Origin of the sequence: Lysinibacillus sp. UBA5990, assembly GCF_002429815.1 — a bacterium.
Classification (GTDB): domain Bacteria; phylum Bacillota; class Bacilli; order Bacillales_A; family Planococcaceae; genus Lysinibacillus; species Lysinibacillus fusiformis.
This window is the reverse complement of sequence record NZ_DJAY01000011.1, coordinates 631,530-658,198: the sequence shown is the minus strand read 5'-3', so window position 1 is coordinate 658,198 and position 26,669 is coordinate 631,530. Positions and strand designations below refer to the sequence as shown.

The 26,669-nt window shown below is 39.2% G+C and carries 24 protein-coding genes; 6 read left to right on the top strand and 18 right to left on the bottom strand.

The features are described 5' to 3' along the window. Window positions 1–14 precede the first annotated feature (14 nt). Window positions 15–908, bottom strand: coding sequence for an AraC family transcriptional regulator (locus B3D94_RS10710; RefSeq protein ID WP_258269009.1), 894 nt, complete (start codon window positions 906–908; stop codon window positions 15–17). Between the two features lie 107 nt (window positions 909–1,015). Here B3D94_RS10710 and B3D94_RS10705 point away from each other — a divergent pair, with 107 nt between their 5' ends. Together B3D94_RS10705 and B3D94_RS10700 are read left to right on the top strand one after the other, a co-directional pair. Continuing rightward, entirely contained in the window at window positions 1,016–1,933 is a 918-nt protein-coding gene (locus B3D94_RS10705; RefSeq protein ID WP_291757281.1) for a DMT family transporter, read from the top strand. A gap of 164 nt (window positions 1,934–2,097) precedes the next feature. Next, a complete protein-coding gene (locus B3D94_RS10700; protein WP_291757280.1) occupies window positions 2,098–3,150 on the top strand; it encodes a Cj0069 family protein in 1,053 nt (350 codons plus the stop codon). Window positions 3,151–3,179: 29 nt separating this feature from the next. Here B3D94_RS10700 and B3D94_RS10695 read toward each other — a convergent pair whose 3' ends face one another. From B3D94_RS10695 to B3D94_RS10685, 3 genes are all read right to left on the bottom strand, one after another. Beyond that, window positions 3,180–3,812: a LysE family translocator gene (locus B3D94_RS10695; protein WP_258269006.1), complete on the bottom strand. Its 633-nt coding sequence runs from the start codon at window positions 3,810–3,812 to the stop codon at window positions 3,180–3,182. 117 nt (window positions 3,813–3,929) lie between these two features. Further along, window positions 3,930–4,673 (bottom strand): tetratricopeptide repeat protein, encoded by a 744-nt coding sequence (locus B3D94_RS10690; RefSeq protein WP_291757279.1) that lies wholly within the window; start codon window positions 4,671–4,673, stop codon window positions 3,930–3,932. A gap of 87 nt (window positions 4,674–4,760) precedes the next feature. Continuing rightward, window positions 4,761–6,476, bottom strand: a complete 1,716-nt coding sequence (locus B3D94_RS10685; RefSeq protein ID WP_291757278.1) for a methyl-accepting chemotaxis protein — start codon at window positions 6,474–6,476, stop codon at window positions 4,761–4,763. Between the two features lie 205 nt (window positions 6,477–6,681). Between B3D94_RS10685 and B3D94_RS10680 the strand changes: the two genes are divergently transcribed. From B3D94_RS10680 to nspC, 3 genes are all read left to right on the top strand, one after another. Then, complete coding sequence (locus tag B3D94_RS10680; protein WP_036126902.1) at window positions 6,682–6,888, top strand: hypothetical protein; 207 nt, start codon at window positions 6,682–6,684, stop codon at window positions 6,886–6,888. A 227-nt stretch (window positions 6,889–7,115) separates the two neighbouring features. Next, window positions 7,116–8,345, top strand: a complete 1,230-nt coding sequence (locus B3D94_RS10675; RefSeq protein WP_036126904.1) for a saccharopine dehydrogenase family protein — start codon at window positions 7,116–7,118, stop codon at window positions 8,343–8,345. Continuing rightward, window positions 8,342–9,481 carry a carboxynorspermidine decarboxylase gene (gene nspC, locus B3D94_RS10670; protein ID WP_291757277.1) on the top strand — a complete coding sequence of 380 codons (1,140 nt, stop codon included), beginning with the start codon at window positions 8,342–8,344 and terminating at the stop codon, window positions 9,479–9,481. The genes B3D94_RS10675 and nspC overlap by 4 nt, the downstream gene beginning before the upstream one ends. A 119-nt stretch (window positions 9,482–9,600) precedes the next feature. On the opposite strand, the gene B3D94_RS10665 is transcribed toward nspC, so the two are convergent. The 5 genes from B3D94_RS10665 to mce all read right to left on the bottom strand — a co-directional run bounded on the left by B3D94_RS10665 (window position 9,601) and on the right by mce (window position 14,416). Then, window positions 9,601–10,089: a chemotaxis protein CheW gene (locus tag B3D94_RS10665; RefSeq protein WP_008181662.1), complete on the bottom strand. Its 489-nt coding sequence runs from the start codon at window positions 10,087–10,089 to the stop codon at window positions 9,601–9,603. A 26-nt stretch (window positions 10,090–10,115) separates the two neighbouring features. Next, entirely contained in the window at window positions 10,116–11,231 is a 1,116-nt protein-coding gene (locus B3D94_RS10660) for a M20/M25/M40 family metallo-hydrolase (RefSeq protein ID WP_291757276.1), read from the bottom strand. Window positions 11,232–11,367: 136 nt separating this feature from the next. Beyond that, a complete protein-coding gene (locus B3D94_RS10655; RefSeq protein WP_291757275.1) occupies window positions 11,368–12,321 on the bottom strand; it encodes a hypothetical protein in 954 nt (317 codons plus the stop codon). A 128-nt stretch (window positions 12,322–12,449) separates the two neighbouring features. Next, a complete protein-coding gene (locus tag B3D94_RS10650) occupies window positions 12,450–13,997 on the bottom strand; it encodes an acyl-CoA carboxylase subunit beta (protein ID WP_069481906.1) in 1,548 nt (515 codons plus the stop codon). A 5-nt stretch (window positions 13,998–14,002) separates the two neighbouring features. Further along, complete coding sequence (gene mce / locus B3D94_RS10645) at window positions 14,003–14,416, bottom strand: methylmalonyl-CoA epimerase (RefSeq protein WP_069481907.1); 414 nt, start codon at window positions 14,414–14,416, stop codon at window positions 14,003–14,005. Between the two features lie 125 nt (window positions 14,417–14,541). On the opposite strand from mce, the gene prli42 reads away from it, so the two are divergent. Further along, window positions 14,542–14,637: a stressosome-associated protein Prli42 gene (prli42, locus tag B3D94_RS10640; RefSeq protein WP_150907189.1), complete on the top strand. Its 96-nt coding sequence runs from the start codon at window positions 14,542–14,544 to the stop codon at window positions 14,635–14,637. A gap of 21 nt (window positions 14,638–14,658) precedes the next feature. Here the strand turns inward: prli42 and B3D94_RS10635 are convergent, their stop codons facing one another. The 9 genes from B3D94_RS10635 to lpdA form a co-directional block, all read right to left on the bottom strand. Then, the gene (locus B3D94_RS10635; protein ID WP_309138025.1) at window positions 14,659–15,621 is read right to left on the bottom strand and encodes an aromatic acid exporter family protein; all 963 of its coding nucleotides are present in this window, start codon (window positions 15,619–15,621) and stop codon (window positions 14,659–14,661) included. A gap of 203 nt (window positions 15,622–15,824) precedes the next feature. After that, a complete protein-coding gene (locus B3D94_RS10630) occupies window positions 15,825–16,265 on the bottom strand; it encodes a BrxA/BrxB family bacilliredoxin (protein WP_008179942.1) in 441 nt (146 codons plus the stop codon). Between the two features lie 154 nt (window positions 16,266–16,419). Further along, window positions 16,420–17,517, bottom strand: coding sequence for a methylmalonyl Co-A mutase-associated GTPase MeaB (gene meaB / locus B3D94_RS10625; RefSeq protein ID WP_258269000.1), 1,098 nt, complete (start codon window positions 17,515–17,517; stop codon window positions 16,420–16,422). After that, window positions 17,517–19,670 carry a methylmalonyl-CoA mutase gene (gene scpA, locus B3D94_RS10620; RefSeq protein ID WP_008179938.1) on the bottom strand — a complete coding sequence of 718 codons (2,154 nt, stop codon included), beginning with the start codon at window positions 19,668–19,670 and terminating at the stop codon, window positions 17,517–17,519. The genes meaB and scpA overlap by 1 nt, the downstream gene beginning before the upstream one ends. Continuing rightward, window positions 19,667–21,370, bottom strand: a complete 1,704-nt coding sequence (locus B3D94_RS10615) for a methylmalonyl-CoA mutase family protein (RefSeq protein WP_069481910.1) — start codon at window positions 21,368–21,370, stop codon at window positions 19,667–19,669. Before B3D94_RS10615 ends, scpA begins: the two co-directional genes overlap by 4 nt. A 121-nt stretch (window positions 21,371–21,491) precedes the next feature. After that, the gene (locus tag B3D94_RS10610) at window positions 21,492–22,835 is read right to left on the bottom strand and encodes a dihydrolipoamide acetyltransferase family protein (protein ID WP_291757318.1); all 1,344 of its coding nucleotides are present in this window, start codon (window positions 22,833–22,835) and stop codon (window positions 21,492–21,494) included. Window positions 22,836–23,002: 167 nt separating this feature from the next. After that, window positions 23,003–23,986, bottom strand: a complete 984-nt coding sequence (locus B3D94_RS10605) for an alpha-ketoacid dehydrogenase subunit beta (RefSeq protein ID WP_036148983.1) — start codon at window positions 23,984–23,986, stop codon at window positions 23,003–23,005. Continuing rightward, window positions 23,986–25,002: a thiamine pyrophosphate-dependent dehydrogenase E1 component subunit alpha gene (locus B3D94_RS10600; RefSeq protein ID WP_069481913.1), complete on the bottom strand. Its 1,017-nt coding sequence runs from the start codon at window positions 25,000–25,002 to the stop codon at window positions 23,986–23,988. The genes B3D94_RS10605 and B3D94_RS10600 overlap by 1 nt, the downstream gene beginning before the upstream one ends. Before the next feature lie 88 nt (window positions 25,003–25,090). Beyond that, window positions 25,091–26,518: a dihydrolipoyl dehydrogenase gene (gene lpdA / locus B3D94_RS10595; protein WP_291757274.1), complete on the bottom strand. Its 1,428-nt coding sequence runs from the start codon at window positions 26,516–26,518 to the stop codon at window positions 25,091–25,093. Window positions 26,519–26,669 lie beyond the last annotated feature (151 nt).

The following is a 26,669-nucleotide window of genomic DNA, read 5'->3' as shown; positions in this document are numbered from 1 at the left end:
CGTTCAAGATTTTTTCACAATTTAATATTTTGCAGGAATTTCTTGCGATAAACATGTGGTGAATAGCCTGTATATTCTTTAAACTTCTCAATATAATAGCTGACTGTACTAAAGCCTGTATTGGCAGCAATGATCGTGACAGTTTGCTCGTCATCCCTCAATAATTCAATACTTTTGCGAAGTCGATATTGTAATAAATAAGTAAATGGTGTTAGTCCAATTATTTTCTTAAAATAACGGCTGCACTCTGTCCTACTTAAATACACGTGCTTTGCTAAATCTTCTAAAGTTATTTTTTGCTGAAAGTGCGTATGTAAAAAATTCAGCATCATTTTAGCCCGTTCTTGTTGCACAATGATAGAGGGGTCCATGATTTCTTCAGTCAGCAAGGATTGGGTTAACATCAATTCCCAAATGTATAGTAGCTCTCTCCATACTTTTAGTTGAAAAAAGGCATCTTGCTCTCGCAATATATCAGCCATACATGCCACCTTTTGTGATAACTCCTTTGTAAGCTTGACGTATGGCAGTCGATGATTCGTTAAATAAGGTTGAACATAATTAGTTATAAAAATACTGCCCTCATGTCCACCGATGATTATAGGATCTACGTTTATACAGTAAACAATAGCCTGCTCCATTTGAAAAGGCTTCGCCTCATGTAATTGTGAGGCGTTGATGAATAGCCCCTCCCCCTCCTCCAAAACTAAAACATTCGTTCCTATCCGATACTTAGCACGTCCACTTTTGAGATAAACAAATTGAATTTCTTTATGCCAATGGAGCGGTAGAAAATCCATACTATCCATGCTCATTGTTGTTTCATACAAGGCAACTGGAAATTCTTTCGATCCATGCAATGTTAGCTCTTGTAAATCTTTCGCAATTTTTATATGTGTTAAAGGCATTCTCATCACCTCAATATATTGATATTTTTAACGTTTTAACACGATATTTATTGTTTTATGGATATCTTATAATCACTTTATATTGATAGTTTAGGAGATGTTCATCCATGAATCAAATCATCCAAAAAAAACGTACCCTCGGATTTTTACTAGTTATCCTCGGGGCAAGTTTTTGGGGAATCGGTGGAACCGTAGCCCAAAGACTATTTCAGCAGGAGCAAATAGCTGTAGAATGGCTAGTTTCTAGTCGTCTACTTTTGTCTGGTCTATTACTTATAGGGATATATAAAATAACCCATCGACATAGATCAATATTTGTAATGTGGCGGACAAAACAAAATGCAATGAGACAACTACTATTTAGTTTACTAGGCATGCTTGCTGTCCAATATACGTATATGATGTCTATTTCCATTGGAAATTCAGCGGTAGCCACGCTTCTACAATATTTAGCACCGTTGTTTATTATGGCGTATTACCTCATATCTAAACAAAGCCCGCTGACAAAACAGGATAGTATTGCTGTTACACTTACACTTGTGGGAACTTTTTTATTATTAACAAATGGGTCCTTTTCAACACTGTCAGTTCCTTTTATGGCGGTCTTCTGGGGAGTAGTATCAGGACTTTCAGTTGCCTTTTATACACTATACGCCGTTCCCCTTCTACAGCAATTTCATTCCTTACTTGTTGTTGGTTGGTCCATGATCATTGGAGGAATTGTTATGAGTTTTTTCCATCAACCATGGGCTATTGATGTATCAGACTGGACTGTTTCTACGATTTCCTATTTTCTTTTTATTATTATATTCGGCACAATGCTAGCTTTTTGGTTTTATATTGCTAGCTTGCATTATTTATCCCCCAAGGAATCAAGCTTACTAGGAAGCTTAGAACCATTAATGGCCGTCATCACAAGTGTATGGTGGTTAAAAATAAGCTTTGGAGGTTATCAGTTTATTGGCACTTTGCTAATTCTTCTAATGATTCTGTATCTCACAGTGTTTCAAAAGAAACAGGATTAAACACCCGAATGTCTGATTTTTCTGATTTTTCATAGTCAATACCTCCTATATCAAATATTGAAATATATGAATTTATACATAAAATTTACATATTTCATATATCTTTTCTCCTTGTTTGTCTACTATACTGAAAATAATGACAACCAAAAAGGGAGGTATTATTTATGAATAAAAAAATAATTTTTTTCGAGGTTGAGGGTGGCACAGACAAAGGACCAGATGGCTATCGTCCAGATACAATGCCGATGGTGGAAGCTTTAAAGCAACGTGGGCAAGATGCAGAGGTGCTATTTTTTGATATTGAAAAAAAACAGCAAATTTTTGACTATGTGAAAGAACATGGTGCTGCCTATGTATCACGTATAAACCCTGGCAACTTACAGCATGAAGAACAATATTTTGCGATGCTTCGAGAACTTTGTCAAGTCGGCGTAATTGGCATGCCACATCCCGATGCAATGATTAGCTATGGCTCTAAAGATGTATTATCCAAGCTTACTGCTACAAATTTAGTACCTAATGATACGTTCGCCTATTATACGATTGAAGCATTTAAAGCACAATTTCCTACTTCACTAGCATTAACAGAACGTGTTCTGAAGCAAAATCGTGGATCTACGGGTGAAGGTATTTGGCGTGTAAAATTAGTAGAACCTCTAGCCGAAGGAATGACTGTAGTTCCACTAGATGCACAAATTAAATGTACGGAAGCGAAAGATAATCATGTGGAATATTGGTCGCTTGGAGAATTTATGACATTTTGTGAGCCATATATTACTGGACTGAATGGTATGTTGATCGATATGCGATTTCTTCCACGTATTACAGAAGGTGAAGTTCGCTTATTGATGTTGCGCAATCACCCCGTTCACGTAGTACATAAAAAACCTGCCAATACCGAGGATGCCTTTAGCGCAACATTATTCTCAGGTGCGCAATATCGCTATGATCAACCAGAGGATTGGCAAGAGCTTGTCGATAACTTTTTATCACAACTCCCTCAAGTAACGAACTTATTAGGCGGTTATGACTTACCCTTAATTTGGACAGCTGATTTTATGTTAGATACAGATGAAGCTGGAGAAGATTGCTATATATTAGGTGAAATGAATTGTTCTTGTGTGGGCTTTACTTCAGAGCTTTCCTTAGCACATCAAGTAGCAGAAGAAATTTTGGCTTGTCTCCAAGAGCAGACAACAGTCGTTTCACCATCATAAAAAAAGTGCAATCTGAGAGATCGCACTTTTCATATATAAATTTTAATTGCTTGTATAAATTCATATATAAAATATCCAGCAAAGCCAATTAACAAGAATCCTGCGACAATCGTAAATGTTTTAATCATTTTACGATTCATGGCTTTACGCGTAACTGAGACAATGGTTAGTAAACCAAGATCATGGAGTAAAATTCCACTAAGGACACCAGCAGCAATGATTAAAAAGCTCGTTTGCTCCCCTTGTCCGTACGATTTAGCTAGAACCACGCCGAATACATTGACCCAAAAAACAAGGTTACCAGGGGAGATCGCTACCAATAATCCATTAAAGTAAGAGGCAAAAAAGGACTTGGTTACTTTTTCTCCTGCCAATGTAATATCATGATCGGCATTCTTAATAGAGTCATACCCTAACAAGAATAAAAAGCCCGCTCCAATGATCCACATCGGAAGCTGTACCATGGGCAGAGCCAAAATGGAGGCTAATCCCATATACAAGGCAAAAACTAATACGATGTCAATGGTCATGCCACCAAGCCCTACAGCCCAGCCGTGCAGAAAACCATTTTTAAGTCCTTGCTTTGTCATTTCCACTGTAATAGCACCTACAGGCATGGCAATGGCAAGTCCCACTAATACATACGCTACATATAAACTCAAAAAAACACTTCTTTCATGTCATCGATAAGCTTCATACGTCCGTTTATAGTTTCATAATAGCATAAATATACTTAAAAGGAAATAATTATTAATAGTTTAAACGTCTCTTTTCTAGATTTATAGCATTTGCTTTTTCCATTGACTTAACATATCATTTGATTTCACGAGATCCATTTTCAAGGTAATTTGCTTGGTAGAACAGCGTTTTTTAGCTCTTTCCCAAGCCTCTTCTAAAGCAGGTAAATAGCTTAAATTTTTCGTAGCAGCTACTAACTGTAAAAAAATATTACCTTGAATATAGTGCCAGCGAGGATTCATACCATCTAGCTGTATGGCTTCCTCAATGAGTCTAAGTGCTAAATAAGGGCTCCCCTCATGACGATTTAAAAATTGAGCAAATGCACCCCAATAGAGACCCTTGTTAGGCTGTAATTTAATAGCCTCCGCATATTGTACCATTGCTTTATCCTGTTCTTTAGTAAGGACGTAGTATTCAGCCATCGTATAATACGCGTTTGCCTGTGCTTCAATGGGTCCGGCTAATAATTCGTCTATTACTTTCCCAAACTGTTCAGCATCTTGAGTACCGATATAGGCTGTAAGAACATCTCGCTCTGGGTACGAACCATCAGTACGTTCTGCACTTTGCATGACTTTTTCGTCAGTCGTTTCGGGCATATTGGCATATCCATTTGCCTCGAGTAATGCAACATGTTGCTGAATAAGCTGATGGGTCTCACCTTCTAAATTAGTCTGGTTGGCAAGTATCTCCTTTGCTAGCTGGTAACTCCCTTTTACTTGACCGCTTAAAAATAAGTCATTCATTTGCTGTACTTGCTCATCCATTTGTTTTACCACCATTAAATCCTCACCTTCGCCAAAAGAAAAATCTTATTGATAGTGTACCATCTTAGACACGCAAGCAAAAGCTAACTTATTCTAATTTTTCTACAATTCTTTTAATTTAAATGCTTTCACGTGTTGCTCTAGTGTATGTGCCATATGGGTCGTTTCATTCGAACCTTGTGCAACCTCGTCAATACTTGCTGTTGTTTGCTGGGCCGCTAAGGTAATTCTATTCATGGCTTCTTCGATGTCTCTAATGGATTCTGTTAATTGTTGTATCATCTGAACAATTCGAGCTGACTTTTCATTTTCAGCAGTCACCGCATGAGAAATACTTATAATTTCCTCAACGGTCTTCGCTACAGCGTTTGAAATATTACCTAACGATTGTGCTGTTAAACCGACTGTCTCTGTTCCTTTTTCAATATATTGCGTATTATCATTGGTTGACGACATTACTTGCTGAACATGTTTCATCATATCCTGAATAAGCTGTTCAACTTGTAATACTTCTGCATTGGACTGCTCTGCTAGCTTTCGCACTTCCTCAGCAACAATCGCAAAGCCTTTTCCTTGCTCTCCTGCTCTTGCCGCTTCGATAGAAGCATTCAGTGCTAATAAATTTGTTTGTGATGCAATACCAGCAATGGATGTTGTAATTGCCTGTATTTTGGCAGCAGACGTAACTAAGTTTTCAACAGTATGCTTCACTTCATCTGATCCGCTTTGAATGGATGCCATATCATTGTTTATGTCTTTGGCTAGCCTTTCTCCCTCTGTTGCTAGTTTCATTGTTTCTCGTGCATTATTAGCACTATCCGTAGCATTGTACTGGATTACCTGCAAGTCTTCTGCTAAGGAGGTTAACACTTCTGTAGCATTTTCAGCATGATGCATGCCTGCCGTCACAGTGCTTGTTACCTCTTCGATATTATGAGCGACCTCTTGAATGGTATTTGTCATATCGTTTAAGGTGCAAGCGGTTTCATCAGCATTATTAGCAAGTGTATTAGAAGTAGAACGCATGGTCATGATCATACTTTGCAGGCTAGCGGTCATACGATTTAATGTCTTCGCTAAATCCTCCACCTCATCCTTGCTATTTATTTTTGTTTCAGCTACTGCTAAATTGCCATTCGCAATTTCTTTGGCCTGTTGAATGAGAACACTAATTGGCTTCACTTTTCGTCGGATTAAAAAGCCTGTAATAATTGAAGCAATCAGCATAGGGAAAATACTAATTAATATCCCACTTCGCACAACATCCCATGTACGCTCCTTGACAATATTGGCGTCAAAATCGATCACACTGATGGCAATGATTTCTTTACTTGAATCGTGATCTTTGAAAATGGGCGCATAACCCGATAAGCGATCCATGTCAGCATACGTATAGGGCTGAGAGTAAGTTGGATGCTTATCTTGTAACAACCTATCAATCGCCTCTTGATCCAAATAGAAAGAATCCCCAGGGGCAAATCCTTTCTGGGCTAAATGGTCGTCCAGCGCTAACAATGTACCATCAAGGGACAGAATATATTGAGTTTGAAAAATATCTTTGTGTCCGGTTGTCCAGTTTAAGTCATTCCCAATCCGTTCCTGAGCTGCCTGGTCACCACGCATGGCCTTGTCCATTAGTTCAGGAGCAATTAGACCAGTCGTAATATTGGCACATCCATATGCCTCCACACCAGCAGCATCATAAAGTTTATTGTAAGCAGTTATGTATGTAGCGAACGATGTAATCCCTAGCATGACCACTAAAATACCAGCGATAATCGTTCCAAGTTGAAAAGTTAATGAATTTCGTAATTTCACGATTCATCTTCTCCCCTTTCTTGTAATAATCTATGAATTTTCCCTTTATTTTCTCATCATACTACAAAAAGATGTATTAAAAAAGCATCTTTAATTTTTCCTATAAAATAAAAGTATTGGATAAAAGTTCTGAATTATGCGATAATTGAAGCGGACTAACTTTATTTTGAGGCATTTATCATTCATCTACAAAGGGGGGCTTACAATGAATAAACGTTTTCATTTTGTATCGCTTATTACTGGAAATTTGCTAACAATAGGAGCCATATTCATTTATGCCGTGCAAAGCCAAGTACATGTAGCCCTCAGTACGTATGCACTAGTGATGGGATTTTTAAGTACATTACTTGTGATTTTCTTCTATGTATGGGGAGATGAAAAGCAACAAATATCCAGTCGATTTTTAAAATAAAAAGAGTGAAATGATGTTCTGATGTTTCAAGCAATGATGTCCCTTGCTACCTTTGTAGAAAAGGGATTTTTTCATGTATTCCATGCTTTTTTCTTCTGATTACGTCTAATTGATGTAGAAAAATTAAATTTTTTGTAGAAAATTTTAAAACAATGATTGAGTACTATATCAAATTTCTGTATAATCAGCTTGTTTGACAATACTTTTATGAACTTGGGGGTAGACAATTGGGTAAAGCATTGATTATCGGAGCTGGCGGAGTTGCCAGTGTTGTGGTACACAAGTGTGTTCAAAATTCGGACGTATTTGAGGAAATTTGTATCGCAAGTAGAACTGTTTCAAAATGTGACGCTCTAAAAGAAAAACTAGACGGCGGAAAAACAAAAATTCATACTGCACAGGTAGACGCAGATAATACAGAAGAGGTTATTGAGCTTATTAAAGCTTTCGGACCAGATGTAGTGATTAACGTTGCCCTACCTTATCAGGACTTAACGATTATGGATGCTTGCTTAGCGACAGGTGTGCACTATGTGGATACTGCAAACTACGAGCCACCTGAAACGGCAAAATTTGAATATAAATGGCAATGGGCTTATAAAGAAAAGTTTGAAAAAGCTGGCTTAACTGCATTACTTGGTAGCGGTTTTGACCCAGGTGTAACAGGCGTTTTCACTGCTCATGCGCAAAAACATGAATTTGATGAAATCCACTATATCGATATCGTGGATGCAAATGCAGGAGATCATGGTTATCATTTCGCAACAAACTTCAACCCAGAAATTAACATTCGTGAAATAACAGCGAATGGTCGTTACTGGAAAGAAGGCGAGTGGGTTGAAACGGCACCACTTGAGAAAAAAGAAGTGTATAACTTACCAGAAATTGGACCAAAAGATATTTACCTTCTATACCATGAAGAGCTTGAATCACTAGCGAAAAATATTAAAGGTTTAAAACAAATCCGCTTCTGGATGACGTTCTCTGAAAAATACTTAACACACTTAAAAGTATTAGAAAACGTTGGTATGACATCAATCGAGCCGATCGAATTTGAAGGTAAAATGATTCAACCAATCCACTTCCTGACAGCAGTATTACCAGATCCAGCTTCTCTAGGACCACGTACAAAAGGTAAAACAAATATCGGTTGTATCATTCGCGGTCTAAAAGATGGCAAAGAAAAAACGTATTATGTGTACAACGTATGTGACCACGAAGAATGCTATAACGAAGTGGGCTCACAAGCAATTTCTTACACAACTGGCGTACCAGCTATGATTGGTGCAATGCTTGTGATGAACGGCGAATGGCGTAAACCAGGTGTTTGGAATGTAGAAGATTTCAATCCAGATCCATTCATGGATGCATTAAATAAATGGGGTCTACCATGGCAAGAAAGCCATAACCCAGAGTTACTAGACCTTGATTTAGATACAAAGGAATTAAGCCGATGAAACCAATTGATTTTTCAAAAGTTCCATCCCCTTCTTATGTAGTGGATGAGCGATTATTAACAAAAAATCTTGAGCTTTTAAAATCAATTCAAGATCGTACAGGCTGCCGCATTTTACTAGCCCTTAAAGGGTTCTCTATGCATTCAACTTTCCCGCTAGTAGGGGAATATTTAGCAGGCATTACAGCCAGCTCCCTGCATGAGGCACGTCTTGGCTATGAAAAAATGGGCAAAGAAGTTCACGTTTATGCACCTGCTTATATTGAGCATGAAATGGACGAGCTTCTAGGCTATGTGGATCACATCGTATTTAACTCATTTAACCAATGGGCTCAATTCAAGGATAAAGTAAAATCTACTGGTAAAACAATTGAATGTGGTATTCGTGTGAATCCTGAGTACTCTGAAATTGAAACAGCTCTTTACGATCCTTGCTATACGAATTCCCGTCTTGGAACGACTTTGGCAAACTTCGATAAATCCCAACTTGACGGCATTGATGGCTTACACTTCCATGCAATGTGTGAACAAAACTCGGATACGCTAGAGCGCATTATTGAAGTAGTGGAAGAAAAATTTGGTGATGTATTACATCAAATGAAATGGTTGAATTTCGGTGGTGGTCACCATATTACACGTGAAGATTATGATGTAGAGAAGCTTGTGAACATCATTAATTATGTGCAAGAAAAATATAACCTACTTGTGTATTTAGAGCCAGGTGAAGCAGTAGCCCTTAATACAGGTTATTTAGTAGCTACTGTGCTTGATATTCAAGAAAATGGGATGGATCTTGCTATTTTAGATACGTCGGCAACATGTCATATGCCTGATGTACTTGAAATGCCCTACCGTCCAATGATTATTGGTTCAGGTCAAGCCAATGAATTTGCCCACACATATCGCTTAGGTGGACTAACATGTCTTGCTGGTGATGTTATTGGCGATTATTCATTTGAACAGCCATTAAAACCAGGAGATCGTCTTGTATTTACGGATATGGCCCATTATTCAATGGTAAAAAACCATATGTTTAATGGTGTTAACCTGCCTTCTATCGTTTCTTACAATGATGAAGAAGGTATTAAAATTATTCGTGAATTTAAATTTGAAGACTACAGTGGTCGTCTTTCTTAAGAACGCGACAAAGCCCTTCCGTTTTTGCAGGAAGGGCTTCTTTTTATAGCTGTATAGTCTTGGGATCGGTTCATACGTCCCCTGTCCCAACAATTTGAACATAAGAAAAACGTAGAAGCCTAAGCCTCTACGTTTTCTTTTTCATTTTCAAGCATTTTGTGTAAATAATTGATAATTTCACGAATACCCTCTAATGAATTGACGAGTATTTTTGGGTCAACATACGTAATCATTCGGTTTTCAAGATTAGCCACAGCTGTAAAATAGCGAGTTTTACTATAATTCACAAGTCCTAGTTGTTGAAGTATAGATTCATCTAAATCAAGAATTTCACGAGCTTCCGTAACAAGTAACCCATAGTTTACAACATCTGTATTCAATACAATCACCCGAGCAGTTGCTGTATTCGAAGAGCGATTATATAATATTCGTTCAAAATCTAGGACAGGCACAAGTTCCCCACGAATTCTTGTAAAACCTAAAAGATAGTTAGGTAAATGAGGAATAGGTGTTACCTGCTCTAATTTTTCAATTGAAATCGCTTGCTCTACAGGCACTGCATATTCCTCTGTACCACAAGCAAAAACTACTGCTTTTACACTTTCCATATGGTCACACCCTTCAAATTCGACTATTATTTTTTCGCAGATTCTTTGACGATTTCAACTAGTAAATCTGCTAATTTTTCTAATTCTTCAACGGATATTTTTTCATTTGTCGTATGAATATCCTCATACCCAACTGATAAATTAACTGTTGGGATACCAAAGCCTGCAATCACATTTGCATCGGACCCACCACCTGAAATACCTAATGTAGGGGTACGATCAATTTGGCGTGCCGCTGCCATTGCCACTTGAACGACTTTGTCTGATTCGGTTACACGGAAACCTGGATACATAAGCTTCACTTCAACTTCAGCTCGTGCCCCTAATGAAGCAGCTACTTGTTCAAATGTCTCTTGCATATGCTTTGTTTGAGCATCTAATTTTGTTTTATCAATCGAACGCGCTTCAGCTAGAATAGTAACTTCGTCGCAAACAATATTTGTCGCCTGTCCACCCTCAAAGCGACCAATATTGGCTGTTGTTTCTTCATCTAATCGACCTAGCTTCATCTGTGCAATACATTTTGATGCAACTGTAATAGCTGAAATTCCTTTTTCAGGCGCAACTCCAGCATGCGCAGTTTTGCCGATAATCTTCGCGAAAATTTTCGCTTGGAACGGTGCTGCTGTCACAATACCTCCAACTTTGCCATCACTATCCACAGCAAAGCCATATTTTGCTTTAATAATAGATGGATCCAATTCTTTGGCACCAACAAGACCGCTTTCTTCACCAGCAGTAAGTATAAACTCAATATCTCCGTGAGCAATATTTTGCTCTTTTAAGCGTTTTACCATTTCTAGTAGTGCTGCTAGTCCAGCCTTATCGTCCGCACCTAAAATCGTTGTGCCATCCGATACAATATAACCATCTTCACGTAATGATGGCTTTATGCCTTTACCAGGAACAACTGTGTCCATATGAGAAGTAAAATAGATCGGTTCTACATCTAATGTACCTTTTAATGTGGCAATTATATTGCCTGCACCATGTCCGTTACGTGTATGGGCGTCATCTTGGACTACTGTAAATCCAAGTGCTGATAACTTATCGACTAAAATTGGTGCGATTTCTTGTTCATATTTTGTTTCTGAATCAATTTGAACGAGCTCAAAAAACTCTTCCACTAAACGACTTGTCATGTTGTAAAACTCCCTTAGTTTACGTGTTTTTCCACGTTATAGTATAAGTATTATTTTAGCACAACGTCAGAAGAGTTGAAATCATTCAACAATACTCCCCATATAAAAAGTCTGAGAAATTAATCTCAGACTCAACTTACGCATTGAAAATGGTTCCTTGTTCTTGTTCGATTGTTTGTAAATAGTTCGCTGCTTTATTATGTTTATCCTGTAAGCGCCAAATTGTATTATGTACATCATCTTGGACACGTGAAACCTGTTCTCTTGCGGTTGAAATTTTGGAATGGACCGACCAAGCTGAAAAAAGATCATCGAAGAAATAGTCCGCAAATTTAACAAAACCATCTGTTTCGACTTGTAGTGTCTTTGTAGACATCTCATGAACATCTAATAGCTCATTGTGAAAACGTTGCAGCGCAATTTGTGCACTATGTATGTAATTTTCTGATTGATCAAGTGCACCATGCTTTAAGTGTGTAGCGATTACTCCACCACCAAAGAAAGTATCCCAAGTCGAATATTCGTTGGCCGAATGAAGTGACGCAGCTGCTTGCCCCAACTTTGTCAGAGCTACCTCCCCTGCTCCTTCTGCTTCTTGAATTTCAGCAATGAGTTGTTTAGTGTGCATTTTTTCCTGAGCTAAATGCTCCAATCTCTCTGCCTGTGCAGGATTATGGATTTGTAAATAGCCCTTCTGTTTTGCGTGAATTACTCGAAGCTCATCTTGTAAGGCTATCGTATTGATTTGAGCTAATTTCTGAGTTATTTGAACTTTATCTTCGCTTAAATCCGTCTGCATTTTCTTCGCTTCTTTAATTTTTAATTCAAGTACGGCTGCTTTATCAATTTTTTCAGCCCGTAATTCATCTTGTTGCCCCGTCCAAGTACGAATCATATTCATAAATGAAAAACCCTCTAATTTATGTAGTTTGGCCCGAATTTGATTGAGTGTACTAAAATGTTTGTTTATTTCCTGTTGTGTATGCTCAATCTGCTTGTCAATTAACAGTCCTTGCTCGTTTAGCCTTGCCGCTTTTCTTAGTTGTGTATGAATCTTTTCCTGCTCTTTTTGTAATTGCTTCCATTCCATTCATATCAACTCCTTATATATCAGTACGGTTGACAAGGAAAAATGTTTCAACATTCATTGATAATATTGTATACTAATTTTTGGAAATTAAAAGCCTAGTAACCGCATAGCTACTAGGCTTGGACGTTTTATAATGGAATATTACCATGTTTTTTCTCAGGACGCGTTTCCTGTTTATTAGATAACATATCAAGTCCTTGAATAAGTTTAATACGTGTATCTCTTGGATCAATAACATCGTCTACCATACCGCGAGATGCTGCAACATATGGATTAGCAAATTTCTCTTTATATTCTTCAATTTTTGCGGCACGTGTTGCTTCTGGATCATCTGATTTCGCAATTTCACGGGCAAAAATGATGTTTGCAGCTCCGGCAGCTCCCATAACTGCAATCTCAGCGTTTGGCCAAGCAAAAACAAGGTCCGCACCGATTGATTTAGAGTTTAGGGCAACGTAAGCGCCTCCATAAGCTTTACGTAAAATCACTGTGATTTTTGGTACAGTTGCTTCTGAATAAGCATAAAGAATTTTCGCACCATGACGAATGATTCCTCCGTGTTCTTGTTTAACACCTGGGAAGAAACCAGATACGTCTTCAAATGTAATGATTGGAATATTATAAGCATCGCAAGTACGGATAAAACGAGCTGCTTTATCAGAAGAGTCTATATCTAATCCTCCAGCAAGTACTTTTGGTTGGTTACAAACAAGACCAACTGACTCACCAGCAATACGTGCAAAGCCAACTACAACGTTTTTCGCAAATTCTGCATGAACTTCCATGAATGAACCTTCATCCACTACTTGATCAACGACTTTACGCACATCATAAGGACGTGTTGTTTCAATCGGCACAGTATCTACGATTTCTGGACGGTAGTCATCCCCCTCTGGTCGATCCTGACGAGGTGCTTTTTCTTTATTGTTTTGTGGTAAATAGCTTAATAGTTTTTTAATTTCTTGAATTGCCTCTTCTTCAGATGGTGCACGGAAATGAGCATTTCCACTTACTGCATTATTTACTTTTGAACCACCTAAATCTTCAGCCGAGATTTTTTCACCTGTTACAGTTTCGATAACTTTAGGTCCTGTTATAAACATTTGAGATGTTTTATCTACCATTAAGATAAAGTCTGTAATGGCAGGAGAATATACAGCTCCTCCAGCACATGGCCCCATTATTACGGAGATTTGCGGAATAACGCCCGAGTAAATCGCATTACGGTAGAAAATATGACCATAGCCATCTAGTGAAAGAACACCCTCTTGGATACGTGCGCCACCTGAATCGTTAATACCGATAAATGGTGTGCCATTTTTCGCAGCGAGGTCCATAACTGTTGCCATTTTTTTCGCATGCATTTCACCTAGTGCGCCACCAAACACTGTAAAGTCTTGAGAGAATAAGTATACTGGACGTCCGTTAATTTTACCGAAACCAGTTACAACACCATCACCAGGTCCTTCCATTTTCTCCATTCCGAAGTCTACTGTACGGTGAGTAATAAATGGGTTGATTTCAAAAAATGTGCCTTCGTCTAGTAACAAATCAATACGTTCACGAGCTGTTAATTTCCCTTTTTCATGCTGTTTTTCGATGCGCTCATAGCCACCACCAAGTTCAATTACCGTCTTACGATCATACAAGTCATTGATTTTGTCGAACATATCCATATTAATCACTTATCCCCTTTTCCACTTTTATCACATAATTCATATAACACCCCGAACGAAGATTTAGGATGCATGAACGCAACCTCTGCACCTCCAGCACCAGGTCCTGGCTCTTCCGATAAAAGACGTACACCTTTTTCACGAAGCTCTACCATACGCTCACGAATTCCTGTCACACCAAAAGCAATATGGTGAATACCTTCTCCACGTTTCTCAATAAATCCATGAATGGCACTTTTTTCACTCATTGGTTCTAATAGCTCCAATTTCACGTTACCTGCGTCGATAAAGGCAACACGAACTTGTTGTGAATCTACTTCTTCCACTTTCATCAACTTTAAACCTAAAGTTTCTGTATAATATGTAATGCGCTCATCAAGATCGCGCACCGCAATCCCAATATGGTCTACTTTCTCCATGGTGACATCTCCTTCTGTTATGGTACATACTCTATTTTACAGACTTTTTTGTCAAAACTCTACTACTTGAGAAATTTTTCAGATTTGATAAACTATTTATAAGAAAAGAAGGAGCGAACGAGCATATGAGTAATAAAAAGTTTCAAAAAATTGTTGTTTATACTATGGTCGCAATCATGCTAATCTCATCTCTAGCATTCGGCTTATCAATGCTAGTTTAAGGCAAGGACATAGCGTCCACACTACTGTGGGCGCTCTTTTTTTACCTTTAAACCCTTAAATGACTGCTTTATTTCTAAATACCTGTCCATTTCCTCGATAAACTGATAGAGTGCGGCTTGAGCGATAAATTGCTCATGGTTTTGCGGCAATGGTAGCTGAGAGAAATCATGTTTCACCTGCTCTAGCTTTTCCCGATAATGACTCGCTGTATTTCCAGAATGAATATGTCCCCCGAGGTCTTGTAAAAAATCTGCCACAATTTCAGCCTCTTGTACTATAACAGGTAAAGTTGTAATTTTTGGTAATACTCTTTCAATAATTTCTAGCTGCTTTTCTCGCATATCGAAATACATATAGTAATCATTTTTGCGTCTCGTAAAATGGTTTTCAACATCTTTAAATGCCAAGGACTTTGCATCATTTAATGTTCGAATAGCTTCAATGATCTCATGCCCATCCCATAACGTATCCCCTTGTCGTAAATAGCTAGCAATTTCTAAAAATATCTTGCTATATAGTTCCTCAATTTTAACTCTGTAGTAATTTAATTCCTTTTGAATATCTGGCATATACATATTGATGGCTATACCAGTTCCATAGCCGATAGCCATTAACGCCAATTCATTATAAACAAGCTCCATCGAAAAACTTTTAGCGGCGTAAATATGCATAATAATTACGACACTAGAAATAAATCCGTCTGCAACTCTCAAGGACACAATTGTTGGAATAAAAAGTATTAGCATTCCCGCTAGTGTAAGTGGCTGGTAGGAAAAAAGCTCAAAGCTTACAAAGGCAAAAAACATGGCCACTATACTAGCAACTAATCGTGTATAGGCTGCATGAATGGATTTTTTCTTCGTTGGCTGTACACATAATATCGTTAGAATACCTGCAGAGGCATACGAGGCTAAATTAAAATATTGAGCAATGGCAATCGCAAGTGCTGCACCAATTGCTGTTTTTAAAGTTCGATAGCCGATTGAAAACTTCTTCAGGCCGACTGCCTCCTATCTTTTAGTACTCTTCAGTGAAAATAGTTAATTATTTAGCCAATATTACAAAAATTTTAATGGTAATGCTGAACTATCTATACATGATAATTAAGTAGGAAGCCTGCATAGATCAACTTTCTATGAGGCTTTTCTACTTAGTTAAAAAGGATTGCTCTTATGCAAGAATTGACTTAAAGCTCGTCACAATATTCTTCAAAGTTTGCTTGTAAGTTTGTCACAACTGACATCGGGTCATGCCCTTCAATTTCATAGCGCCCCACTTCAGCCACAACTTGTCCATCCTTTAATAGAATAAATGATGGTGAAGATGGTAGGTGATCTTCTCCAAAAAGATAACGCGCCGCTGCAGTCGCTTCTTTATCTTGCCCTGCAAATACTGTTACTAAGTGATCTGGGCGTTTATCGTAATGTACACATTGCGCTGCTGCTGGACGAGCAATACCACCCGCACAACCACACACTGAGTTCACCATAACTAATGTTGTACCTGGACGAGCAAACGCCTCCTCAACAGCCTCTGGTGTTTTTAGCTGTTCGTAGCCAGCCGTTTCAATTTCAGCACGAGCTGTTTTTAAAATTTCCTGCATAAATAAATCATAATCCATATTCATATAGCGATAGCTCCTTTCAAATCGCGTCAATTCAGCTTTTTATAGTAGGTATTTGACGCACATACATCTCTTATCATAGCAGTTTGCAACGAATTTGTGCACCCACTTGCTCATACATATCAGTTGAATTTTCTAAGCTTTTAAAGAAACTAGTTTACTGATCTTCCTGTTCGTCGCTAAATAAACGATCTACACCTTGTGTAACCGTTAGTTGGCCACTTAAAATTTGACGTTCCAGAAGCTGTACCTGTGCTTTACGTTGTGGATTTCCATAGAACATATCTATTAAATGATCAGTAATCATGGATTGGAACCACTCTTTTGTTTGTTTTTGACGTCGAGTAGCCCAATAACTGTTTGATTCAACAATTTGTTTAAATTCTTCTATGGTTCCCCAAACCTTATCGAGACCCCGTTTTTCCAATGAACTAACTGGCATTGCAGTTGACATCCAGCCTGGTGTAGCAGGCTGTAAAAAATGCAGAATCTGTTTATATTCTGCGACAGTTTTTTTGGCAAGCCGCACATTATCACCATCTGCCTTATGCACAACAATGGCGTCTGCTAACTCCATAATGCCCTTTTTCATGCCCTGCAATTCATCCCCTGCTCCAGTTAAAACTAGAAGCAAGAAGAAATCCACCATGCCTCGGACATAGGTTTCACTTTGTCCCACACCCACTGTTTCAATGAGAATGACATCATAGCCTGCTGCTTCACAAACTAACATCGTTTCACGTGTCTTTTTATGAACACCCCCAAGGGTACCAGCCGATGGTGAAGGACGTACAAAAGCAGTAGGCTTCTTGACGAGCTCCTCCATGCGCGTTTTATCCCCTAAAATACTCCCCCCTGATAAAGAAGAGCTTGGGTCAATCGCAAGGACTGCTACTCGTTTTCCCATGTCACAAAGCATAGTTCCGAAAGCCTCAATGAACGAGCTCTTCCCCGCTCCTGGAACGCCCGTAATACCGATTCGAATACTCTTTCCTGTATGCGGTAAAAGCTCCTGTAAAAGCTCCTGTGCTTGGACTTTATGAGTGGCATTCGAGCTTTCAATGAGGGTAATCGCTTTTGACAAATGTGTGCGAGAGCCTGCACGTACTTGTTGTGCAAGCTCTCTAATATTAACAGTGTCGGCTTTTTTCTTTCGGAATTTTTTAGGTGTACCATAGTGCATACCGTCGTGAGTCGCCTCGACCCCGTCCATTACAAATAGCGCACTTTCTTCCATTCCTTTGTTGTTGTCCATTATTCAGACACTTCCTCATAGCCTAAACGTTTGTAGATTTCCTCAATGATTTTCTGTGCGGATACAGGAATCACGGTACCTGGCCCAAAGATAGCTACTGCGCCAGCATTATAAAGGAAATCATAGTCTTGAGCTGGTATAACACCACCCACAATGATAATAATATCTTCACGCCCTAATTTTTCTAGCTCCGCGATCAATTCAGGCACTAATGTTTTATGCCCCGCTGCTAACGAAGAGACACCAATGACATGAACATCATTTTCAACAGCCATTTGCGCTGCCTCAGCAGGTGTCATAAATAATGGAGAAATATCTACGTCAAAGCCTAAATCAGCATAGCCTGTTGCGACAACCTTGGCTCCACGGTCATGTCCATCTTGTCCCATTTTAGCTACTAAAATACGTGGACGACGGCCTTCGTTTTCAAGGAATTCTTCTGTCATTTGCTTCACTTCTGAAATTTGCTCCTCATCAGAGAAGTTGGCAGAGTAGACACCTGAAATAGAACGGATGACAGCTTTATGTCGTCCAGAAACGGCTTCAATTGCATCCGAAATTTCTCCTAATGAGGCACGTGCACGAGCCGCATCAACTGCTATAGCTAGTAAATTTTCTTCGCCATCTTGCGCGGCCTTCGTTAAACGAGCTAAATGTTTTTGAACTTCAGCCTCATCACGTGCGGCTTTCATCGCTTCTAAACGCTCAATTTGTTTTTGTCGCACAAGGGTATTATCAATATCTAGAATATCAATTGGCTCTTCTTTCGTCAGACGATATTTATTTACACCAACAATCGTCTCTGTCTTGGAGTCAATTTTCGCTTGACGTTTAGCAGCGGCTTCTTCAACTTTCATTTTCGGAAGACCCGTTTCAATTGCTTTCGCCATACCGCCAAGTGCTTCAATCTCTTCAATCAATGCCCATGCTGATTTAGTAATTTCTTCGGTTAATTTCTCCACGTAGTACGAACCACCCCATGGATCAATTACTTTCGTCATTGCTGTTTCCTCTTGTAAAAATAACTGCGTATTACGTGCGATACGTGCAGAGAAATCCGTTGGAAGTGCAATAGCTTCATCCAGTGCATTCGTATGCAGTGATTGAGTATGTCCCATTGATGACGCATTTGCTTCGATTAACGTACGTGCTACATTATTAAACGGATCTTGCTCTGTTAATGACCACCCTGATGTTTGCGAGTGGGTACGTAAAGCTAATGTTTTCGGATTTTTTGGATTAAACGTTGACATCATCTGTGCCCAAATACGACGTGCTGCGCGCATTTTAGCCACTTCCATATAATAGTTCATGCCAATAGCCCAGAAGAACGATAGACGTGGTGCAAATGCATCGATATCAATACCTGCTTTCAAACCTGTACGCACATACTCCAAACCATCTGCTAACGTATAGGCAAGTTCAATATCATTTGTTGCTCCCGCTTCTTGAATATGGTAACCAGAAATCGAAATCGAGTTAAATTTCGGCATATACTTCGCTGTATATTCAAAAATATCTGCAATGATTTTCATCGACATAGCTGGTGGGTAAATGTATGTATTACGCACCATATATTCTTTTAAAATATCATTTTGAATCGTCCCTGCTAATTTTTCTGGTGTTACCCCTTGTTCCTCCGCTGCCACAATATAGAAAGCAAGAACTGGTAGTACGGCACCATTCATCGTCATAGAAACAGACATTTGATCTAACGGGATTTGATCGAAAAGAATTTTCATATCCTCGACAGAGTCAATGGCAACACCGGCTTTTCCTACATCCCCTGTAACTCGTGGATGATCAGAGTCATAACCTCGATGAGTTGCTAGGTCAAACGCTACAGATAACCCCTTTTGTCCCATTGCCAAATTTCGCTTGTAAAAGGCATTAGACTCTTCAGCTGTTGAGAAACCAGCATATTGACGAACAGTCCAAGGACGAGCCACATACATAGTAGGGTATGGTCCGCGTGTATTAGGTGCAATACCTGCTACATCATTTAAATGTTTAGCATCCTTGATATCTTCTTTTGTATAAATATCTTTAATTTCAATACCTTCATTTGTCATAAACTTATCATCAGACGCTTGAGGTGCATTAGCTGATAAAACTTTTTCTATTTCAATTGCATTAAAATTTGGCTTACTCATCGTTGGACCTCCTTTATGCTCGCGAACACTGACTGTAATTTTTCAATGATATTCTGTCCTGCGAAAATAAAGCCGTTTAAGCCATTTGCTAACCAAGCTTCTTCTTCGTCTTTAAATTTCCCAGCCACATCCACAAGTACACCCGCTGGTTTGTCTGCTAATATGGCATGGACAAATTCTTTTGTATCCTCATCATTACCTGCAATTACAACATATTTAGCCTCTGTTGCCTTTAGCCAAGCTATTGCCTCTTCAACAGTCGCCGCCGGTTCACTTTTTTCAGGAACAAGACCTACCGTATTTAAGAAACCAGCAATAAAATCTGCTCTTGGCTTGGAGCTTTTTAATGTACCTAATGCTAAAATACCCGTTTTCACATCAGCTGCTGTCATTTCTGCACGAAGCTTTTCAAATGGAATAGCACTTCGTTTAATGCTAGCAAATAACGGATTCGTTTCACATTCAAGTACATCAGCTGGATTTGCATAAATATTCGTTCCAATCAATGATTGCTTACGTGTTTGTGCAGCTTGAATACGAGATTGATACGATTTCTCTACTTCATCAGCGAGGTTGCCAGATGCGGTGAATTCATCAATGCCTCCAGCTGCCTCTATTGCTAAGAATAACGCCCATGCCTCTTTGACAAAGTCCGCCGTTAACGACTCGATAAAGTAAGAGCCACCTGCAGGATCGATTACTTTTAAGACGTTCGTTTCTTCTTTTAAAATTAATGACACGTTACGAGCAATACGTACTGACTGTTCTGTAGGTTTTGTTAACACATCATGTGGATGAACCGTAAAGAGATCAGCACCGCCGATTAGTCCAGAAAGCGCTTCATTAGAAGATCGTAATAAATTCACGTAAACATCCAATTTAGAGAAGCTTCTTAAAGATGTTTCAGCAACTGTTGGAATTTTTACATTTTTTGTAACACCATATGCGGATGAGAACGCTTTCCAAAGTACTTTAAAAGCACGGAGTTTTGCAATTTCTGTAAAGAATTGTGTATCAACAGCAAAGGATACAAAAAATTTCTTGGAAAATGCTTCGAAGCTTTCTTCCTGTTCTACAAACTTTGCTGCTAATGCAAGTGCATAGGCTAATTCTTGAACGGCGTTGGCACCTTCATTATGATAAAGAACTGTGTTAGCGCCGACTGAGCGCACGCTCGGAAAAGCTTGTAAAGAGATTGGTTCGTTCGAAACGATGAAGCCCTTCACAGCTTCTCGTTGATCTAAATCAATTTTGTCAAACACTGTTAATAATGGGTCTTTTGTATCTTTAATAGTAATTTTAAATGAATATTCTGAGAAATATGATGCTAATTTGACCAATACATCTTCTGTCCAGTCAAAATTAACACGACTATCAATTGTAATAACTTCATTACCTCTAGCTAAACTGTCATCAAGCTGTGCAAAAAACGCTTCACTCGTATCAGCATGAACTTGCTGAGCTACTTGAAATGCTTGACTATTTTGTAGGGAACGGATTGTGGCAACTTGTCGATCAAGCTCATCACCAAGCTTAGCTACTAAACTTTCTTGTGTGTAAATTGGCTGTAGTGTAACACCCTCATTTGTTTTCGTGAATAGAGACTCAAATGGTTTCCCCTTTAAAGCTTTGATTGCTGCATCTTGCCAGTCGGAATAGGCCGGCTTTTCAAATTCAATATTTTTCATGTTGTTTGACATGCGGACGCTTAATCAGCTTCCCCCCTTAGTAGTTTCTATTTGTTATTCTACATGACAAATTGCGACTCGGAAAGCATAAAAAAAATCGGAAACCCTTATACAGCAGGTTTCCGACAAGTCATCAGTAGACTGACGTTGAAGATTTATTTGTATTTTCGAGTATTTCTTTTACTCTATTTAGGAATTTACCACATACTAGTCCATCCAATACACGATGATCTAATGATAAACATAAATTCACAATATCACGAGCGGCAAACATTCCACCTGGTAAAACGACCGGTTTTTTTACAATACTTTCCACTTGAAGGATAGCAGCTTGTGGATAATTAATGATACCCATTGATTGAATAGAGCCAAATGCTCCCGTATTATTAACGGTAAATGTACCACCTTTAATATCATCCATGGCTAATTTTCCAGTTCGAACTTTATTGGCAAGCTCATGAATCTCTTTAGCAATCCCTTTAATGGATTTTTCATCAGCGTGTTTTATAACAGGCACGAATAATGCATCATCCGTCGCTACAGCAATCGAAATATTGATGTCATGCTTTTGAATAATTTTATCCTCAGCCCACATCGAATTCATCATTGGGAATTCCTTTAAGGCCTGAGCCACTGCTTTTACAAAGAAGGCGAAATATGTAAGATTAAAGCCTTCTTTTTGTTTAAATTCACCTTTTAGGCTATCTCGGTAAGCAACTAAATCTGTTACGTCCACTTCCATCATCATCCAAGCGTGTGGAGCCTCATGAACGCTTCTCACCATATTATTTGCAATGGCACGACGGACCTTCGTCACTGGGATTTCAATATCTCCAGGCTGGATAGGTTGTACCGGCGCTGCAGGCTTTTCTGCATGCTGTGCTTGTGCAGGAGCTGGCTGTGCGGATATCGCTTGAATCGCTGCTGGCGCTGATACCGCACTAGTTGCTGTTGGAATATTGCCCGTTTCAATTAGCTTTAACAAATCTTTTCTTGTAATGCGACCACCCTCGCCCGTTCCCGTAACTTGATCGAGTGCAATATCATGCTCCTGTGCAAGTCTTAGAACAGCAGGTGAGTAGCGTACTTTGTCCTTACGCGATTCTTTTGGAGCGGCTGAAGGAGGAGTAGAAACTGATTGTGATGCCTCTTGTTTCTTTTGAACACCTGCATTTAAAATGGCTGTGCTTACTGCAGATTTTTTTTCAGGTGGTGGTGGTGGTAATTCACTATCCCCTGCAATTTCAATCGAGCATACGACTGCGCCAACTGGTAATGTTTGACCTTCTTGTGCAATTAGCTCCGTAATAACTCCTTCAAACGACGATGGAATTTCTGCATTTACTTTATCTGTCACAACTTCTGCTAAAGAATCATATTTTTTTACTGTATCGCCAGGCTTCACAAGCCATTTTTCAATTGTACCTTCTGTTACACTTTCGCCGAGTTGTGGCATAGTAATATTTTGAACCGCCATCATTTATTCCTCCCATCAATTAAGCCTAGGCGTCATTGTACCTGATGCAGCGCTAAATTAATAAACGAAGTTAGGCAAATAGACAGATTTTGACTTTCAAACGGCTAAGTCAAAATCTGTTCTTCCGTCTGAGGCTTTCATTTTTTCAATCAGCCTTGCTTGGTATGTTAAAATGCCGCAAGTTCTCGCATCGCACGTTCAACTTTATCAGGATTAATCATAAAATATTTCTCCATTGTTGGTGCATATGGCATTGCTGGCACATCAGGTCCTGCTAGACGTTGAATTGGTGCATCAAGCTCAAATAAACAATGTTCCGCTATAATTGCGGCAACTTCACTCATAATACTGCCTTCTTTATTATCCTCAGTAACAAGTAATACTTTTCCTGTCTTACTTGCTGCCTCAATAATTGCTTCCTTATCAAGTGGATAAACTGTGCGTAGGTCAAGTATATGGGCAGAAATACCATCTGCAGCAAGACGCTCAGCAGCTTGTAGCGCAAAATGTACAGCTAAACCATAGGTAATGACCGTCACATCATCCCCTTCACGCTTTACATCTGCCTTACCGATTGGTAACGTGTAATCGTCTAACGGTACCTCCCCCTTAATTAATCGATAAGCACGTTTATGCTCAAAGAATAATACGGGATCTTCATCACGAATAGCTGCTTTCAGCAATCCTTTGGCATCATACGGAGTTGATGGTATAACTATTTTTAAACCAGGTGTACCCGCAAAAAGGGCTTCAACGGATTGAGAATGATAAAGTGCCCCGTGAATTCCTCCACCAAAAGGTGCACGGATTACCATTGGACAAGACCAATCATTATTAGAACGGTAACGGATTTTAGCTGCCTCAGAGACGATTTGGTTGACAGCTGGCATAATGAAATCAGCAAATTGCATTTCTGCGATTGGACGCATTCCATACATCGCTGCCCCAATACCAACCCCAGCAATCGCACTTTCTGCAAGTGGCGTATCTAGCACACGGTATTCACCGAATTGATCGTACAGACCTGTAGTCGCTTTGAATACACCGCCCTTACGGCCAACGTCTTCTCCTAAAATGAAAACTCGTTCATCTCGTTCCATTTCTTCTTTCATTGCTAATGTAATCGCATCAATATAAGACATAACTGCCATTACACGTCACCTCCGTCCACTGGTGCATAAACATATTTCATAGCATCCTCTGGTTGTGCATATGGAGCCGCTTCTGCATAATCAGTAGCTTCATTTACTTCCGCCATCACACGTTCTTCAATTTCTTTACGTACTTTTTCAGTCATGACGCCAGCATCTGTTAGATACTTTTCGAATAACACAATCGGATCTTTTGCCTTACCTTCTGCAATATCTTCTGCCGTACGATATTGACGATCATCATCATCCGAAGAATGGGCTGTTAAACGATATGTGACTGTTTCAATTAAGCTTGGGCCCTCTCCATTACGTGCACGATCCGCTGCTTCTTTCACCACTTTGTAAACTTGTAATGGGCATTTCCCATCAACCGTCACACCTGGCATACCGTAGCCAATTCCACGATCAGAAACCTTCGCACAGCCTAACTGACGTTCAACTGGTACAGAGATCGCATATTGATTGTTTTCTACCATGATAATAACTGGTAATTTATGAACACCTGCGAAGTTTGCCCCTTCATGGAAATCCCCTTGGTTAGAAGAACCTTCACCAAGTGTCACGAAAGATACAAAATCCTCTTTTTGTAGACGTCCAGCAAGTGCAACGCCAACTGCATGAGGCACCTGCGTAGTTACAGGCGAAGATCCTGTTAATATACGATTTTTCTTTTGACCAAAATGCCCTGGCATTTGACGTCCACCAGAGTTCGGATCTTCCGCTTTTGCAAATGCAGACAACATCAACTCTTTTGGTGTCATACCAAAGTGTAAAACAACACCCATATCACGATAATACGGTGCAATATAATCTTTATCTTTATTTAGCGCAAAGGCTGCCCCAACTTGTGCTGCCTCCTGACCTTGACAAGAAATAACAAACGGAATTTTACCAGAACGGTTTAATAACCACATACGCTCATCTAATCTTCTGGCCATTAACATTGTTTCGAACATAGCAAGTACATCTTCATTTGACAAACCTAAATCTTCATGTTTGATTTGAACATCTTGCATACGAACACCCCTTTCGTATTATAGAGAAATAACTATCTTATCCTATATCCCCACATTTGGATACGTTAGTTATGAAATTCAGAAAAATTTAAAAATGGATAGCACGACCATCAACTGCTAAAGCAGCTTCCACTAATACCTCATTTAATGAAGGATGTGGATGAATTGCCTTACTAATTTCCCATGGCGTTGCATCCAATAATTTAGCTAAAGATGCTTCTCCAATTAAATCTGTCACGTGCGGCCCTACCATATGAATACCCAAAATATCATCTGTTTCTTCATCAGCAATAATTTTTACAAAACCTTCAGCTTCTCCATTTACCAATGCCTTACCAATTGCCTTGAACGGGAATTTACCGATCTTTAATGAAAAGCCTCTCTCTTTGGCAGCAACTTCTGTTAAACCAATGCTAGCAACCTCAGGATATGAATAAACGCATTTCGGTACGTTCAGATCATCTAAATGCTCTGTTTTACCTGTCGCTATATGCTCAATCGCTGACAGACCTTCATGAGAAGCAACATGCGCTAACTGTAAGCCACCAATCACATCCCCAATGGCATACATATGTGATTCCTTCGTTTGATAAGAATCATTCACTTTAATGAAGCCATTTTCCACTTCGATTTCTGTATTTTCCAAACCAATATCTTGTGTATTGGCTTCACGTCCTACGCAAAGTAATAGTTTATCTGCCTCAAAGATTTCTTCCTGTTCATTCACTTTGGCAGAAATGAAAACGTTATCATTTTCTATTTTGAATGTATCTGCATCTAAACGGGCATTTGTCACAATGCGAACTCCCCGCTTTTCAAGCTGCTTTGTTACTTCTTTGACGATATCTGCATCCTCTGCAGGTAAGATAGTTGGTCCGTACTCTACCACTGTTACATATACGCCAAAATCGCAAAGCATAGATGCCCACTCAATACCAATGACACCACCGCCAACAATTAACAATGATTTCGGTAAATTATCAAGCTCCAACGCATGATCTGAATTCATCACATATTGACCATCAACTGTTAATCCGGCCATACCTCGTGGCTTTGAGCCAGTTGCAATGACAACATTCGTCGGTACAAGCATTTCATTTTCTTCCCCATTAGACATTTCTACTGAGATCGTTCCTGGCATTGGTGAGAAAATAGATGGACCTAAAATTCGTCCTGTACCATGATAAACATCTATTTTACCTTTTTTCATCAGTGTATTCACACCTTGGCTTAATTGCTCAACGATTGCTTGTTTCCTAGCTTGAACTTTGTCAAATTGCAGTGTTACACCTTCAATATCGACACCATATTCACTAGCCGTTTTATTAGCCATTCGATATACTTCTGCACTTCGAAGTAAGGCTTTACTTGGAATACAACCTTTATGCAAGCATGTTCCGCCTAAACGCTCCCGCTCTACAATAGCTGTTTTCAAGCCTAGTTGCGCTGCTCGAATGGCCGCAACATAACCGCCTGTACCTCCACCTAAAATGACAACATCATAATTTTGAGCCATGTTTATTCCCCCTTTTGAGAAAAGTGCTAAAGTATTCTATCTATTAAACAATCACCCTATCAATTTTTACGGTCTATTCTTGCTTAAGAAGAACTTTAGCTTTACTACAACGATGCTCTTATTTGTTGGTAAAATTAGAAGAAGTCGACAA